The sequence below is a fragment of the Novosphingobium capsulatum NBRC 12533 genome, assembly GCF_001598375.1.
In the GTDB taxonomy this organism is placed as follows: Bacteria; Pseudomonadota; Alphaproteobacteria; order Sphingomonadales; family Sphingomonadaceae; genus Novosphingobium; species Novosphingobium capsulatum.
In genome coordinates, this window is the sequence record NZ_BCYV01000007.1 from 348833 (window position 1) to 364053 (window position 15221).

The window sequence follows — 15221 nt, forward strand, 5'->3', positions numbered from 1 at the left end:
CCGGTATATGCCAGTGGATCGGCGATGCAACATTTCATCATGGAATAAAATTTTCATATTGACGTAATCATGGCATTTCCTGATTAATATGACGATGAGCACGGCACCCATCACCGCTATCGGCACGCCGCCCGCAGGGCGCGCGCGCATGACGTTTGCCGGCGCGCTGTCGGCCAACATGCTCAACATGATCGGCGTCGGCCCGTTCATCACCATTCCGCTGGCGCTGGCTGCCATGGGCGGGCCACAGGCCTTGCTGGGCTGGCTGCTCGGCGCCGTATTGTGCCTGTGCGATGGCTTTGTCTGGGCCGAACTCGGCTCGGCCCTGCCACGCTCGGGCGGGTCGTTCCATTACTTGCGCGAGGCGTTCGGCCCGCAGGGCCTGGGGCGCCTGTTCGGCTTTCTCTACCTGTGGCAGACGCTGCTGATAGGCCCGATGTCGATCGCCTCGGGCACGGTGGGCATGGCCCATTATCTCACCTGGCTTGAGCCGGGCCTGTCGCCCTGGACGCTGGCGGCGATCGCCGCCACGGTCTGCCTCGTCAACCTCGGGCTGTTGTGGCGCGATATCCGCGCGATCGGCGTGCTCTCGGTCGCCACCAGCGTGATCGTCATCGGCTCGTGCCTGTGGATCATCGCCTCGGGCGCGGTGCATTTCGATGCCGCACGCGCCTTTTCGTTTCCACCCCACGCCTTTGCCATCAACGGCGGGTTCTGGATGGGCCTGGGCGCGGCCACGCTGATCGGCGTCTATGATTATGGTGGCTACAACACGATCTGCATGCTCGGCGATGAAGTGGTCGAGCCGCGCCGCAACATCCCGCGCGCCGTGCTGCTGTCGATCCCGCTCGTCGCGCTGCTCTATATCGGGCTGAACCTGGCGATCCTGGGCGTGCTGCCCTGGCAGCAGGCGATGCATTCGCAGGCCGTGGTGGCCGATTTCATGGCCGCGATCTATGGCCCCACCGGTGGCCGCATCGTCACTGTGCTGATCCTCATCGCCAGCTGGGCCTCGGCGCTGATGAACCTGCTCGGCGCCTCGCGCGTGCCGTTTGCCGCCGCGCGCGCCGGTGATTTCCTCGCCGTGTTCGCCCGCACCAATGCGCGTGGCGATGTGCCGGCGGTTTCACTGCTGTTCATGGGCCTGGCCTCGGCCCTCGCCTGCCTGGTCTCGCTCGATACGCTGATCGCGGTGATGATCGTGGTGCAGACGATGTTCCAATATACCGCGCAATGCATCGCCGTGGTCCTGCTGCGCCGGCAGAACCCGCAGGCCGCGCCCGGCCAGTTCCGCATGCCGCTCTATCCGCTGCCGGTGATCATCACCCTGGCGGGCTGGGCCTATATCGTCACCACCGCGCGCCCGCTGCATATCCTCGCCGGGGTGGCGATGATCGCCGTGGGCAGCGCGCTGTTCCTCGCCATGGCGCGCCGCACGCGCCAATGGCCATTTTCCTTGCACAAGGCTTCCCGCCCATGACCGTCCGCTTCGATGTCGCCGTGGTTGGCGAAATCTATGTCGATCACATCTTCAGCGGCTTTCCCGCCTGGCCCCTGCCTGGCGAGGAAGTGACCACCGATGCCTATACCCGTGAAATGGGTGGCGGCACTATCGCCACCGCCTGTGGCCTTGCCCGGCTTGGCCGCAAGGTGGGGGTGGTCGGCCTGATCGGCGCGGATGATCGCGCCTGGTTCGAGCAGCGCCTCGCCGGCTATGGCGTGGCCTTCGACGGCATCCGCATCGGCGATGGCTTTACCGGCACGACGATCTCGATCTCCACGCCGCAGGATCGCTCGTTCTTCACCCACATCGGCGTCAATTCCGCCGTCGGCGCGCTCGCCATGGGCGATGGGCTGGCCACGCTTTGCGCCGCATCGCACGTCCACTTCGCCATGCCGGTGCCGCACACCGTGGCGCAGGTCGTGCTGCCGCTGCTCGCCGCGCGCGGGATCACTACCTCACTCGACATGGGCTATCAGCCCGAATGGCTGGCCAGCCCGGTCAACCGCCCGACGATCACCCAGGTCGATTACCTGATGCCCAACGAGAAAGAGGCCGAGCTGCTGTTCGGCAGCACCGACGTTGGCACCTATTTCGATCACGCCGCGCGCATTGGCATCCGCAACCCGCTGCTCAAGCTGGGCGCGCGCGGTGCCGCCGCGCTCGACAATGGCGAGATCGTCCACGTGCGCCCGCCGGTGGTGCAGGCGGTCGATGCCACGGGCGCGGGCGATGCCTTCGATGCCGGTTTCATTGATGCGCTGCTCGATGCCGCGCCCTTGCGCCGCCGTCTCGAACGCGGCTGCATCACCGGCGCCCTTTCCACCCGCAAGCCGGGGGCGCTTGGCGGCATCCCCGACGCACAGGAGCTTTGGACTGTTCATGACCGCAACTATGCCCTCCACGACTGATCGCAAGCTGACCCTGATCGGCGGCGGCGGTGTCCGCACGCCGCTGGTCACGTTTGGCGTCAACGATGCCGCCCAGGCGCTGGGCGCGCGCGAACTGGTGCTGTGGGACCCCGATGCCGATCGCCTGGCGATCATGGCCGCGCTGGGCCGCGCCATTGTGCGCGCCGAAGGCGGCGATCTGATCGTGCGCGAGGCCACCAGCATCGAAGACGCGATCGAGGGTTCCTCGTTCGTGATGAACTCGATCCGCGTCGGCGGCATTGCCGGCCGCGCCGCCGATGAACGCACCGCGATCGAGCATGGCTTTCCCGGCCAGGAAACCACTGGCCCGGCGGGCGCCGCCATGGCGCTGCGCACCGTGCCCATCGCGATCGAGCAGGCCCGCCTGGTCCAGCGCCACGCGCCCGACGCGTGGATCGTCAACTTCACCAATCCGGCCGGCCTCATCACCCAGGCGATCGCCAACCACACCGATACCAAGATCGTCGGCATCTGCGATACGCCCACCGAACTGTTCCACAACATCGCCCATGCGCTCGGCGCCACGCTGGCTGATGTGGAATGCGATTATGTCGGCCTCAACCACCTGGGCTGGGTGCGCGGCATCCGCCTGCATGGCGAGGACGTGTTCGACCGCGTGCTGGCCGAAGATGCCGTGCTCGACCAGCTCTATTCCGCCCCGGTGTTCGACAAGGCGATGATCCGCGCGCTGCGCCTGATCCCCACCGAATACCTGTTCTTCTATTACGAGCGCCGCCGCGCGCTGGCCAACCAGCAGCGCCACGGCTCCAGCCGTGGCGCCGAAGTGGAAGCGCTCAACGTCACGCTGATCGAAACGCTGCGCGATCGTCTGGGCGCAGACGATGGGCCGGGCGCGATTGCCGCCTATGCCGCCTATCTCAACCGCCGCTCCGGCTCCTACATGAAGCTGGAGGCCGAAGGCGGCTCCGCCTTCGATCCCGAGGCGACGTTCCACATCGATCCATTCCGCGTGGCCAGCGGCTATCACCGCATCGCGATCGATGTGATGAGCGCGCTGACGGGCGCCAAGCCCGCCACCATCGTGGTCAACACGCGCAACCACGGCGCGCTGCCCAACCTGCCGGCCGGCGATATCGTCGAAACCAGCAGCCGGATCGATGCCAACAGCATCACCCCGCTGCCCATCGCGCCGCTGCCCGATGTGGCACTCGGCCTGGTTCACGGCATCAAGGCCTATGAACGCGCCGCGATCGATGCGGCGCTGACCGGCGAACGGCCCACGGCACGCAAGGCCCTGCTGATCCATCCCGCGATCGGCGAATGGGACCCCACCGGCGCCCTGCTGCACGATCTGCTCGATCCCACCTGCCAGCACTGTTGAGTGATGCTGTCGGCAAGCCGGCGCACGATCCTGGCCAGCACGGCGGCAATGGCTGCCGCGCTGGCCCGATCCCCGATCGTTGCCCAGGCGCTTGCCGCCCCGGCGGCGGGGGCGCCTCCACAGCCTGACAGTCCCCGCCGCCGGTTATCGCTTGAGGCAGACTGGCGCTTTCACGCCGGCGACATTCCCTTTGCCCCGCTGCTCGATCACGAGGCGGCCTATGCCCATGCCAAGGCGGGCAATGCCACAGGCGGCGCGGCGGAGGATTGCGACGATGGCGATTGGGCCATGGTCACCCTGCCGCACGATTTCGCGCTGGGCCAGGCACCCGATCCGGCGGCCAATCCCGACCAGGCCTATCGCCCGCGTGGCATTGCCTGGTATCGGCGCGGCGTCCTGCTCGATCCCGCCTGGCGCGAGGGCGCGCTCGATCTGGTGTTCGATGGCATCGCCACCAACGCCACGGTGTGGATCAACGGCACGCTAGCCGCGCGCCATTTCGGCGGTTACACCCCTCTGGTCATAGACCTTTTGCCCTTCGCCCGCTTTGGTGAAGAGCCCAACACCATCGCTGTGCGGGTTGACGCGCAAGACAGCGAAGGCTGGTGGTACGAAGGCGCCGGCCTCTATCGCCACGTCTGGATCGAACGCCGCGCGCCCGTGCACATCGTGCGCCACGGCCTCGTCGCGCGGCCCCACCCGCTGGGCCAGGGCGATAATGCGGCAACGTCCGGCGATTGGGCCGTTCCGCTCACGCTCGATCTGGCCAATTCCGGCGCGGCCGATGCCGCCATTACCGTTGCCGCGCGCCTCACGGCGCCCGATGGCACGGCCGTGGCCGCTGCGCAGGCCGCGCTCACTCTGCCCGCGCAAGGCCAGGCGCAGGCCGCGCTCACCCTTGCAGTGCCGCGCCCCAGGCTGTGGTCGCCGGCCGATCCCGCGCTCTATCGCCTGGAGGCGCGCGTGCTGGCCAATGGCGTGCTGGCCGATCAGGAAAGCGGCGCGCTGGGCCTGCGCACCGTGCGGTTCGATGCGGATCGCGGCATGCTGCTCAACGGCGAGCCATGCCCGATCAAGGGGGTCTGCGCGCATCAGGATCACGCCGGCGTCGGCGTTGCCGTGCCCGACAGCCTGTGGGACTATCGCCTGCGCCGCATTCGCGAGATGGGCGGCAATGCGCTGCGCACCGCGCACCATGCCCCCGCGCCCGAACTGCTCGAAGCGGCAGATCGTCTTGGCGTGATGATCCTGGCGGAAAACCGCACGCTGTCGGCCGCGCCCGATACGCTCGATGCCCTGGCCGCGCTGGTGCGCCTGGGCCGCAACCATGCCAGCGTCATCGCCTGGTCCTTGTGCAACGAGGAATCGATCCAGGCCAGCGGCATCGGCGTGGCCATGGTCACGCGGATGAAGGCGCTGGTCCGCACGCTCGATCCCACCCGCGCGGTCACGGCCGCGCTCAACGGCGCGATGGAGGCAGAGCCCAACATTGCCGACATGCTCGATGTGGTTGGCTTCAACTATGGTCGTGGCAGCATCGATGCCTATCACGCCGCGCATCCCACCCGTCCCTTGCTCAGCAGCGAAGACACCTCTGCCCTGATGACGCGCGGCGCGGCGACGGGCGATGCCGCGCGGCACGTGATCGCCGATGATGACATGACCGCCGTCCCCTGGGGCCAGACCAACAGCGCCGCCTGGGCCTTCATCGCCCAGCGCCCCTGGCTGGCCGGTGGCTTCCTGTGGACCGGCTTTGATTATCGCGGCGAGGCAACCCCGTTTGGCTGGCCCAGCACATCCAGCTTTTTCGGCGCGATGGACCTGTGCGGCTTTGCCAAAAGCGGGTTTCACATCCGCCACGCGCTGTGGAGCGCCACGCCGGTCATCGCGATCTGGCCGCACTGGACCTTTCCCGGCAGCGAGGGCCGCGCCGTGCCGATCCTGGTCGCTAGCAATGCTGATCTCGTGTCGCTGCACCTTGGTGGCCAAGAGATTGCCCGCGCGCCGGTGCGCGATGGCGTCGCGCGGTTCACCCCGGTCTATGCTCCGGGCCGCCTGCTTGCCCAGGGCTGGCGCGACGGGCGCGTGGTCGCCAGCGCCACCTGCGTCACCGCCGGCGCGCCGGTGGCGCTGCGCCTGGTGCCCGATCGCCTGCGGATCAGGGCCGAACGCCGCGATGCCGTGCCCGTCACGGTCATGGCGGTCGACGACGCCGGGCAGTCCGTGCCCGTGGCGCAACATGGCTTTGCCCTGCACGTCGAGGGCGGGCAGATCCTCGGCCTCGGCAATGGCGACCCCAACCTCGCCCTGCCCGAAACCCCGGCTGCCGATGGCCGCAGCGGGGCCATGGCGCTGTTCAACGGGCTCGCCCAGGCGATTGTCTGCGCCGATGGCAGCGGCCCGCTCCACCTGGTCGCCACCGCAGCCGGTCTCGCCCCGGCGCGCTGCGTCCTGCGCGTCGATCCCGCCACGGTTGCCGCGCTGCCGGCCGTGCCGCCGGCGCAACCGCTCACCGAATGGCGCCAGGCACCGGCCAGCGCGCAACGCCCGGTGCCTGGCCAGCGCCTCGGCGATGGTGACATGAACTCCTGGGCCTGGACCAAGCCGGGCGCCACCCAGCCCACTGACCCTGCCGCGCCCTGGGTGCTGCTGCACCTGGCTTTCACCCCGCGCCGCGCCGTGGCAGCCAAGGGTGGCACCGTGCGCTTTGCCAGTGTCGTCGGCCGCGCCGAAATCTGGCTCGACGGCGTGCGCGTCGCGCTCAAGGCCGATCCCGCTCCGGCGCCGCTGGCCATCCCCCTGCCCCCAGGCAGTGGCGAACGCCTGCTCGATGTGCTGTTCGATAACCGCGTCACGCCCGGTCGTTGCGGCCTGGCCGGCATGGTTAGCCTCGGCGCATAGGCCGCACCATGCCCCGCCCTGGCCACCGTTCATAGAATGGCTATTGACCGTTAAGGAAAAACTTGCGAGCCTAATATCAACTTGAAAGGTTGATTTATGGCGAATCCGTTTCCGTTCCATGACTTGGCGCGGCCTGCCAGCCATGATGACTTGCCCGTGGCGATCATCGGCGGCGGGTTCAGCGGCACCTTGCTGGCCATCCACCTCGCCCGGCGCGGGGTGCGGGTGGTCATTGTCGAGCGTGATCCCCAGGCGCTGGCCCATGGCCTTGCCTATGGCGCCTGCGGGCCGCAGCACCTGCTCAACGTGCGCGCCGGCAACATGAGTGCGTTTCCCGACGATCCCACCCATTTCCTGCGCTGGCTGGGCCACGGCGAAACCGACGCGGCCAACCGCTTTGCCACCCGCGCCAGCTATGGCGCCTATATCGCCAGCCTGCTGGCCAGCGCGCGCGCCGCCATGCCCGATCGCATCACGATCGCGATTGCCAGCGCGCATGGCGTCACCCCGCTGCCCGATGGCACGCTCCAGGTCGCGCTGGATCAGGGCGCGCCGCTCCTCCATGCCCGCGCCGTGGTCCTGGCCCAGGGCAACCTGCCACCCCAGCGCCACCACGCGCTGGCCGCCATGGCCCCGCCCCAGGCCCTGCCCGATCCCTGGGCGCCCGGCGCGCTCGATGCCATCGCGCCCGATGCCCGCGTGCTGCTGCTGGGCACCGGCCTTACCGCGATCGACGTGATCCAGTCGCTCGAGGCGCGCGGCCATCGCGGACCGATCGTCGCGCTGTCGCGGCGCGGCCTGGTGCCGCGCGCCCACGCCGCCAGCGGCCCGGCCATTTCGCCCCAGCCGATGCCCGCCGCGCGCGGCAGCGCATTGCTGCGGCACATTCGCGCCCGCGCCCGCGCCGTGGGCTGGCACCATGCCATCGATGAACTGCGCCCCCACACCCATGCCCTGTGGCAGGCGCACGATGGCGTGGCTCAAGCGCGCTTCCTGCGCCACGCCCGGCCGTGGTGGGATGTGCACCGCCATCGCATGGCCCCGGCCATTGCCCAGCGGATCGAGACACTGGCCGCCGCCGGGCGCCTGCTGGTCGTGGCCGGCAGCCTGCAACAGGTCGTGCCCGATGGCGATGATGGCCTGCTCGCGCAATGGCGCGCCCGCGGCAGCGATGCCGTGGCCACGCTCGCGGTCGATCACGTCGTGGTCTGCACCGGCCCTGGCGGCGATCCGGCGCAAAGCCGCGATCCCCTGCTGCGCAGCCTGCTGGCCGCCGGCCTGGCGCGGCCCTGCCCGCTGCATCTCGGCCTTGATGTCGATGATCACTGGCGCCTGCGCGATGCGCGCGGCCGTGCTGCGCTGCCCATCCATGCCATGGGCGCGCTGTCCAAGGGCCTCAACTGGGAAATGGTCGCCGTGCCCGATATCCGCCTCCAGGCACAGCGCCTGGCCGATCACCTGGTCGCGGCGCAACCCGCTGTCGCCGCCTGATCGCCCTCACCACCACAAGCGCACTCCGGCCAGCGCGCGCACGGCGCTGGCGCGCTCTCCCACCGAACGCGCCGCGCGCGCGCTGCCGCCCAGGCTGCGTTCCCAACCCAGACCCACATAGGGCGCAAAATTGCGCTTGATTTCATAGCGCATGCGCAGCCCGCTCTCGATGCGGTTGATCCCCGCGCCCTCGCCCAGATCGGGCATGCCTTGCGCCGCCCAATCCATTTCCACGCGCGGCTGCAACACCAGGCGCTGGGTAATGCGCTGGTCATAGCTGGCCTCGGCCCGGCCGGTCAGCTCGCCCCGCGTCGACAGGAAAACCGATGCTTCCACGTCGAACCAATAGGGCGCCAGCCCTTCGATCGTCAGCGCGGCATGGGTGCGCCGCTGGCCCGTACCCAGCACGCCCCGGTCCAGATCCTGCCGCACCCCGGCGCGCAGGTTGAACCACGGGTCCAGCGCGTGCAGCCAGCCTGCCTGCACTTCGGCGCGGTCCACCCGCCCGGCAAAGGCCCCTTCCCCGCGCGATTCCAGCGCCAGGCGGTCGCTGTCCCCGCCCCACCAGCCCTTGGCTTCCCAGGCATAATCGCCCCCACCCCGCGCTTCCAACTGGTCGATCATCACCTGGCTCACCGCCATGCCGCCGTTCTCGTGCACCAGGGCCGCCCGCGCGCGCGCCATCGCCTGCGGATCGAACAGGGCATCGGCGGCATGGTCGCTCGGCAGCGGCGGCGCAGCAGCATCCTGCGCCCGCGCCACGCCGGCGCCGCCCAACACGACAGCCAGCGCGATGGCCAGACCGCGCCGGCTCATGCCGCCTGCTCGCGCACAGTCACCACGCGAAACATGCCGGCATGCATATGCAGCAGCATGTGGCAGTGAAACGCCCAATCGCCCAAAGCATCGGCGGTCAGGTCGAAACTCGCCTTGCCACCGGGCAGCACGTTGACGGTGTGCTTGCGCGGCGCCGCCTCCCCCGCACCGTTCACCAAGTCAAAGAAATGGCCATGGATATGAATGGGATGGGGCATCATCGTGTCGTTGATCAGCGTCACTCGCACCCGCTCCCCAGCGCGAAACGCCAGCGGCGCCGGGTTTTCGCTCAGCTTCACCCCGTCGAACGACCACATGTAGCGTTCCATGTTGGCCGTCAGGTGCACGTCCAGGTTGCGCGTCGGCGGCGCCTGCGGGCGCGGCACGGCAGCCTTGAGATCGGCATAGGTCAGCACGCGATGGTCCACGTCTTCCAGCCCGGTGGGCCGGTCCGCCAGGCGATCGGCCGGCGCGGCAGACAGCGTCGCCACCCCCGGCCCCAGGCGCATGCCCGGCGGCGCCAGGGACTTGTCCCGCATCTTCATCCCGCCATGGCCGCCGTGCATGGTATGCCCGCCCTGCCCCGGCGCCGGCGTCGGTGCCGAAAGGTCCAGCGTGCCGGCGGCCATGTCCATCCCGGTCATGTCCATCGCCCCCATGCCCATGTCGCGCATGGTCAACAGCGGCCGCGCGCGCAGCGGCGGGATCGGCGCTGCCGTGCCCGCAGGCGCGCCCAGCGGTGCCAGCGTCGCCCGGCACTGCCCCGATCGGTCGATCGCTTCAGCAATGATCGCAATGGGTTGCGCGGATTTTGGCTGCACCATCACGTCATAGGTTTCGGCAATACCGATCTGCAATTCATCGGTGTCTACCGGCACCACGTCCTGCCCGTCGGCCGCGACCACGCGCATCGGCACGCCCGGCAACCGCAGGTTGAAATTGGTCATCGCCGCCGCATTGATCACGCGCAGCCGCACAGCCTCGCCCGGCACAAACGCCCCGGTCCAGTTCCCCGCGCTGTCGTGCCCGTTGATGCAATAGGTATAGGTCGATCCCGTCACATCGGCGATGTCGGTCGGGTCCATGCGCATGCGGCCCCAGTCCAGCCTTTCGCCCAAGGGCTGGTCGCGGCCGGCCAGCAACCCCGCCAGGGTCTGCTGCTGCCGGTTGTAAAACCCGCCCTGCTGTTTCAACCGCTTGAGCAGCACGTGCGGGTGCACGTCGGTCCAATCGTGCAGCATGATCACATGCTCGCGCGCCGCAGGAATGGCTGGCACCGCCGGATCGATCACGATCGGGCCGAACAGGCCCATCGCCTCCTGCATGCCGCTGTGGCCATGATACCAATAGGTTCCGGCCTGGCGCACGGTAAACACGTGGTCAAAGCTCTGCCCCGGGGCAATGCCGGGATAGCTGATGCCTGGCACGCCATCGAACTGGAACGGCACCAGCAGGCCGTGCCAGTGGATCGAGGTATCCTCGCCCAGGCGGTTGTGCACGCGCAGGCACACCTGCTGCCCTTCGCGCAGGCGGATCATCGGGCCCGGCGTGGTGCCGTTGACAGTGATCGCATGGCCGCTGCGCCCGCCTACGCGCACCGTGGCGTGGTCGATCACCAGTTCGATCAGATCACCCGACAGCGCGGTCGCCGGCGCGCCCATCGCCGCCTCGGCCATGCCCGGCATCATGCCAGCCATGGCGGTGCGCGCGCGTGCCAGATCGGGCAAAACACCGCCCAGCCCGGCTCCAGCCAGTCCCGCCAAAATCGTGCGCCGATCCACTCTATCAGTCCTTTTCACCAAGCTGTTGAGCAAGCTTCTTTCTTGCGCGGTAAACTCTTGTTTCAATTGTCTTTTCGCTAACATCCAACATCATGGCAACCTCGCGCTGCGGCATCCCTTCCACGCCATGCAGCACGATCGCCTCGCGCAGCGGTTGCGGTAGAGTATCGATCGCCCGCGTCATGCGTGCCAGATCGGCACGCCCTGCCGCTTCGCGCTCTGGCCCTGGTGCGCTGTCCGGCACGTGCTCTACGGCGGCCTCGCCCTGCCCGCGCCAGCCCAGAAACAGCCGCCGCACCGCCTGCCGCCGCCGCCAGTCGCGCCCCTTGTTCAGGGCAATGCGCGCCAGCCACGCCGCCAGCGGCCGCGCCGGATCATAGCGGCGCAGCGCGGCAAAGGCGGCGATGAACGTATCCTGCGTCACGTCGAGCGCGGCATCGGCCTGTCCGGTCTGCGCCCAGGCCACGCGATGCACCACGGCGCGGTGACGCGCCATGAGCTGGCGATAGGCCTGCTCGTCGCCCACCAGCGCGGCGCGCACCAGGGCGGCATCATCGGCCTGGTCCAGAAGATCATCACGCACCGCCGCGCGGCCGCTCAGGGCCGCTGCGAAGCGCTGGGCGCAGGGGATTGCATCAGGGCCGCCACCATCGCCTGGTCGAACCGCGCCTGCTGATCGGGGCGCAGCAGCGCGCGCATGGCAAACAGGTGCTGCAGGGTTTCCTTCTGCAACATGCCCATGGCCGCATGCGAGCGATCTACCGCCGCGGCCACGCGCGGGCCATAGCCGCGCTCGGCAACGATCGCCTGGGCCAGATCGCGGTTATCCTGCGCCATCTGCGCGCCATAACGGGCCTGCGCGGCGGCATAATCGGCCTCCAGGCGCGCCATGGCCTGTTCCTGCCCGGCATCGAGCGCCAGATCGCGGTGGATCAGCGTGTGAAAGGCGTTTTCCGCGGGCTGTGCGGGCTTAAACAGCATGCGCCCCACCCCCACCCCTGCCAGGGCAGCTGCAAAGGCCAGCAGGGCCACAAACACCATCTGGCGGGCGCCCATCACCCCGCCCCCATCAGCACGACCGAGGGCGCCTGTGCGGGCAAGGCCAGCGGGCTCACCAGCCTGGCCGGCTCATGGCGCGTGTCAAAGGCATGCCAGGGCTGGTGGGCCACTCCGCCCGCCAGTCCCACCACCAGCGCCAGCGCCCCGGTCCAGGCCAGTTGCCGCCGTGCCTGCGCGCGCGCCTGGTGACGGTGCAGCCCGCCGATCACCGCCTGTTCCAGCGCCGCCCAATCCGCCACGCCGTCTACCCGCATGGCCGCTGCATGGCGCAGCCCGGCCAGCCCTTCCTCCACACTGCCCATCGCCCGTGCTTCTCCTGTCCTTGCCCTGCCTGCCCCCTCATACGCACCGGCGTGGCTTGTCCCTCATCCCGTCGCCACATTTTTTGCACATCGGCCAAGGGGTGACGATCAGCGCTGCGTATCAGAAGGCAGCCCCGTTTCGAAAGGATCGTCGATGTTCATGCGCCATGCTGCCCTCCCCCTTGCGCTTGCCGCGCTCTGCGCTGCGGCCCCTGTTCTTGCCCAACCGGTATTGACCGCCGCCAGTCCCTCGGCTGATGCGGTGGTCAGCGCGCCAACGGTCATCACGCTGTCCTTTACCGAGGCGGTGGCCGTGCCGCCCTCCTCGCTTGCTCTGGTGATGACCGCAATGCCCGGCATGGCAAACCACCAACCGATGAAGGTCACCGGCTTTGCCACCGCCCTTGCTGACCAGGGCAAGACTCTCAAGGTTACCCTCCCCCGCGCCCTGCCGGCCGGCACCTATCGCCTGACCTGGCATGCCGGCTCCAGCACGGGCGAAAGTGCCGATGGCAGCTACAGTTTCACGGTGAAATAGGAAACTGGCGCAAAGGCCTCTTCAAGCCGCTGAAAAACATGAGATTTCCTACTTCGGCCGGTTTTGCTCCCTTTTCGCGCAAAGCCGGCCGAAATACGTTTGCGGCTCGGCGCGGCTCAAATTCAGGCTATCGTTCTAAAAAGAATGGATAATTCTGATAGCGCCCAGTTCCGGCTCGGCACGCGCGTCTATCGCTGACCGTATGAATGCGTTCAGTCCGTGGGCTTACGCAGGTTTGATCGACATGCGGTGGAGCCTTGCGCCCTTCCCCCATTTCAACTCGTCAAAAGACACTTCTAGCGGGTTAGATCCTGTTTAGAGTCGTTAGACAAGTTAAGCGGCGCGCTCACTCGCGCGAATCGCCAGAGTTTCGCGATTCGCCTGCAATGCGCAGTTCCTGATAGATCGACGTTCCGTTCCCGATGGATCGAAGCATCGTTCCCAAAGGATCGATCCCCCGTTCCCGATGGATCGAAAGGCCGTTCCTAAAGGATCGAAACACGCGTTTTGCTGTTCCCGAAGGGTCGATCTTTGCCATCAGGCGGGCGGTAACCGCGGCGGATTGAATTTCTTTTCGGGAACGCAGTGCTTTGAACGTTCAATCGCTGTGGATGATTTCACTGTTGTGACGAGGGGACGATCGGCGCACGACAATTCGCGAACGACGATTGCGTGCAACAGCACGCGACACGTTCTTTCGAGAACGGCATCGGGGCATTGGCGACTTTTGCGAATGCCGCGAACCGCACTTGCATCGCTGTCATGCTGTGTTGATGGCTTATCCCGCGCGTCGCTAAAGACGAACCGCGCGAAGGCAGAAAGCTGGACCCCCGATCAAGTCCGGGGTGACGCAGGTGGTGACATAGGGGGTAGGCGTTGCCTTGGTACTGCTACCCTCCCCTCCCCGCCCCTTCCCTGTCATCAAGCGTCTGCCGGCAACCATACAGATCGCTGCGACTCAGGCCGACGCACCTGCAGGCTTACCCGAGACTGGATTAGCGTCGTTCGTGATGGTGGAGGTAAAGTGCGATCGTAGTGGCGCGCTGAGGCCCGCTCCGTGCGCATGAGGCACGGAGCGGGCGGCGCTGGTCAGCGCAGGGTGTGGCGGTGCTTTTCGTGGTGGCGCTTGGCCCAACCGATGAAGGCGCGCTGCCAGTCGGCCGGGGTGCGCGCGGGGTCGGCCGAAACCCAGCGTTCGAACTCGGCATGGAGCGCCTGGAAATCCCAGCCCGGGCAGGTCTCGCGCAAGTGCGCCAAGGTTTCATCGGTCATGAAACCGCGCGTGGCGGCGTGGCTGAGGCCGGCAATGGTCGAGCGGATCAGGCTGCGTGCGTCGACGATCACGGGCGCTGGCGCGGACGGCGCTACATGATCCGCATTGCGCGATGCCGGCTTGGCTGGCGCAGTGTGGGCCACGGGCGGAGCTGCCGGCGCAGGTGCGGGTGAAGGCGCGGCAGTGGCTGCGGGCAGGGGGGCAGGGCGTTTCCCCGGGGAAACGACTTCGGCGCCGTCCTTGCCGTCCACGCGGCGCATGCGCAGCAGCGGCTCGCCGGTCTTGCCCGGTTCAACGCTCAGCGCATAGCCGGGGAGGGCGTCCTTTTCCGCCAGCTTGAGAATCTCGAACTTGAAACGGCGATATTCGCCTTCTGCCCCGGATTTCTCAAACAGCGTGGGCATGGCAATGGCAAAGCCTTCCTCGCCCGCGCCACCGGCATGCTTGCGCGCCACTTTGTAGAGCCAGCGCTCGCGTCCGCCGGTGATGTTGAAATAGGCGCGATCGATCGCCAGGACGCCGCCCTGCATCATCACGCCTTCCCAGAACCAATTGGACAGCTCCAGCGTCATGCCTTTGGAGCGTTCGGTGCGCTCGTCCACCAGTTGGGTCCAGCCATCGAGCCACGAGAAGGTGGCTTCACGGCGGTTTTCGGCGCGGATGTTGGTCTTGATCGTGGTGGCAACCAGGCGATCGAGCGCCTGGCCAAGCAATTCGTAGGCGCGGCCCGTGGTGGGGCGGCCGATCGCGCGCAGCAGGTCATAAGGCATGATGGTGAGCTTGCGCGGCACATCGTTGACCCCGCGCCGTACCATGTCAGCCAGAACGCTGGCGCAATAGATCAGGATATCCGCGTCCCAGATCGTGGCCATGCCATAGTCGGGGTTACCCGAGACATGGACCCACAGCTTGCCATCGGGGCTGGTGTAATCGATCGGCTTGGTGCGCTTGGTCTTGGCCAGCGAGAAGAACGGCCGCTCCATCATCTCGCGCTGATCGCGCAAGGGCATGTCGGCCACGTAGGGCAGGAACACGTCAAAGCGTTCGCTGCTGACGGAAGGTTTGCTGCGAGTCATGCGATGCCGGAGTAACGGGAGGAGGGAAGGGCGGGTGACAACACCGCCAAATGGTACTGGCGTGGGCCAGCCCGGGGCAAGATGCGGTGGCGATGAAACGTGTGGAGGGCGGCGCTCACGAACTCCGACGCGCCGTGCACTGGCGGCGAAGGGAACGCGTCACGCGATGTTCGGGGGAGAACACATGCGCCAGCGAACGGCACGCCGCG

Annotated in this window: 13 protein-coding genes; 6 read left to right on the plus strand and 7 right to left on the minus strand. The window is 67.8% G+C overall.

The annotated features are described in order from the left end of the window. Window positions 1–94 precede the first annotated feature (94 nt). The 5 genes from SCA01S_RS06870 (at window position 95) to SCA01S_RS06890 (ending at window position 8167) form a co-directional block, all read left to right on the plus strand. On the plus strand, window positions 95–1480 hold the full coding sequence (locus tag SCA01S_RS06870) for an APC family permease (RefSeq protein WP_084390824.1): 1386 nt from the start codon (window positions 95–97) through the stop codon (window positions 1478–1480). Continuing rightward, window positions 1477–2412 carry a carbohydrate kinase family protein gene (locus tag SCA01S_RS06875; RefSeq protein WP_022675485.1) on the plus strand — a complete coding sequence of 312 codons (936 nt, stop codon included), beginning with the start codon at window positions 1477–1479 and terminating at the stop codon, window positions 2410–2412. The genes SCA01S_RS06870 and SCA01S_RS06875 overlap by 4 nt, the downstream gene beginning before the upstream one ends. Further along, window positions 2384–3775, plus strand: a complete 1392-nt coding sequence (locus SCA01S_RS06880) for a family 4 glycosyl hydrolase (protein ID WP_062784236.1) — start codon at window positions 2384–2386, stop codon at window positions 3773–3775. The genes SCA01S_RS06875 and SCA01S_RS06880 overlap by 29 nt, the downstream gene beginning before the upstream one ends. A 3-nt stretch (window positions 3776–3778) precedes the next feature. Beyond that, window positions 3779–6676: a glycoside hydrolase family 2 TIM barrel-domain containing protein gene (locus tag SCA01S_RS06885; protein ID WP_062784238.1), complete on the plus strand. Its 2898-nt coding sequence runs from the start codon at window positions 3779–3781 to the stop codon at window positions 6674–6676. A 96-nt stretch (window positions 6677–6772) separates the two neighbouring features. After that, on the plus strand, window positions 6773–8167 hold the full coding sequence (locus tag SCA01S_RS06890; RefSeq protein ID WP_062784240.1) for an FAD/NAD(P)-binding protein: 1395 nt from the start codon (window positions 6773–6775) through the stop codon (window positions 8165–8167). Between the two features lie 6 nt (window positions 8168–8173). On the opposite strand, the gene SCA01S_RS06895 is transcribed toward SCA01S_RS06890, so the two are convergent. Genes SCA01S_RS06895 through SCA01S_RS06915 form a run of 5 tightly spaced genes read right to left on the minus strand, consistent with a single transcriptional unit; the run spans window position 8174 to window position 12125 of the window. Continuing rightward, window positions 8174–8983: a copper resistance protein B gene (locus SCA01S_RS06895; RefSeq protein WP_062784242.1), complete on the minus strand. Its 810-nt coding sequence runs from the start codon at window positions 8981–8983 to the stop codon at window positions 8174–8176. Further along, entirely contained in the window at window positions 8980–10764 is a 1785-nt protein-coding gene (locus SCA01S_RS06900; RefSeq protein WP_245652476.1) for a copper resistance system multicopper oxidase, read from the minus strand. Before SCA01S_RS06900 ends, SCA01S_RS06895 begins: the two co-directional genes overlap by 4 nt. Window positions 10765–10768: 4 nt before the next feature. Then, on the minus strand, window positions 10769–11347 hold the full coding sequence (locus SCA01S_RS06905; RefSeq protein ID WP_062784246.1) for an RNA polymerase sigma factor: 579 nt from the start codon (window positions 11345–11347) through the stop codon (window positions 10769–10771). Between the two features lie 14 nt (window positions 11348–11361). Continuing rightward, on the minus strand, window positions 11362–11820 hold the full coding sequence (locus tag SCA01S_RS06910; RefSeq protein WP_062784248.1) for a periplasmic heavy metal sensor: 459 nt from the start codon (window positions 11818–11820) through the stop codon (window positions 11362–11364). Continuing rightward, window positions 11820–12125, minus strand: a complete 306-nt coding sequence (locus SCA01S_RS06915; RefSeq protein ID WP_062784250.1) for a hypothetical protein — start codon at window positions 12123–12125, stop codon at window positions 11820–11822. Before SCA01S_RS06915 ends, SCA01S_RS06910 begins: the two co-directional genes overlap by 1 nt. 232 nt (window positions 12126–12357) lie before the next feature. Here SCA01S_RS06915 and SCA01S_RS06920 point away from each other — a divergent pair, with 232 nt between their 5' ends. Further along, complete coding sequence (locus tag SCA01S_RS06920; RefSeq protein ID WP_245652477.1) at window positions 12358–12663, plus strand: copper resistance protein CopC; 306 nt, start codon at window positions 12358–12360, stop codon at window positions 12661–12663. 346 nt (window positions 12664–13009) lie between these two features. Here the strand turns inward: SCA01S_RS06920 and SCA01S_RS22115 are convergent, their stop codons facing one another. Together SCA01S_RS22115 and SCA01S_RS06925 are read right to left on the minus strand one after the other, a co-directional pair. Next, window positions 13010–13201 carry a hypothetical protein gene (locus SCA01S_RS22115; RefSeq protein ID WP_157088875.1) on the minus strand — a complete coding sequence of 64 codons (192 nt, stop codon included), beginning with the start codon at window positions 13199–13201 and terminating at the stop codon, window positions 13010–13012. 551 nt (window positions 13202–13752) lie between these two features. After that, window positions 13753–15012, minus strand: a complete 1260-nt coding sequence (locus SCA01S_RS06925) for a replication initiator protein A (protein ID WP_062784252.1) — start codon at window positions 15010–15012, stop codon at window positions 13753–13755. Window positions 15013–15221 lie beyond the last annotated feature (209 nt).

Excerpts from the sequence above, each read along its gene's own strand:
- SCA01S_RS06880 (WP_062784236.1), top strand. The coding sequence starts at position 2,384 with ATGACCGCAACTATGCCCTCCACGACTGATCGCAAGCTGACCCTGATC.
- SCA01S_RS06925 (WP_062784252.1), bottom strand. The coding sequence starts at position 15,012 with ATGACTCGCAGCAAACCTTCCGTCAGCAGCGAACGCTTTGACGTGTTC.
- SCA01S_RS22115 (WP_157088875.1), bottom strand. The coding sequence starts at position 13,201 with ATGGCAAAGATCGACCCTTCGGGAACAGCAAAACGCGTGTTTCGATCC.
- SCA01S_RS06890 (WP_062784240.1), top strand. The coding sequence starts at position 6,773 with ATGGCGAATCCGTTTCCGTTCCATGACTTGGCGCGGCCTGCCAGCCAT.
- SCA01S_RS06895 (WP_062784242.1), bottom strand. The coding sequence starts at position 8,983 with ATGAGCCGGCGCGGTCTGGCCATCGCGCTGGCTGTCGTGTTGGGCGGC.
- SCA01S_RS06870 (WP_084390824.1), top strand. The coding sequence starts at position 95 with ATGAGCACGGCACCCATCACCGCTATCGGCACGCCGCCCGCAGGGCGC.
- SCA01S_RS06885 (WP_062784238.1), top strand. The coding sequence starts at position 3,779 with ATGCTGTCGGCAAGCCGGCGCACGATCCTGGCCAGCACGGCGGCAATG.
- SCA01S_RS06915 (WP_062784250.1), bottom strand. The coding sequence starts at position 12,125 with ATGGGCAGTGTGGAGGAAGGGCTGGCCGGGCTGCGCCATGCAGCGGCC.
- SCA01S_RS06910 (WP_062784248.1), bottom strand. The coding sequence starts at position 11,820 with ATGGGCGCCCGCCAGATGGTGTTTGTGGCCCTGCTGGCCTTTGCAGCT.
- SCA01S_RS06875 (WP_022675485.1), top strand. The coding sequence starts at position 1,477 with ATGACCGTCCGCTTCGATGTCGCCGTGGTTGGCGAAATCTATGTCGAT.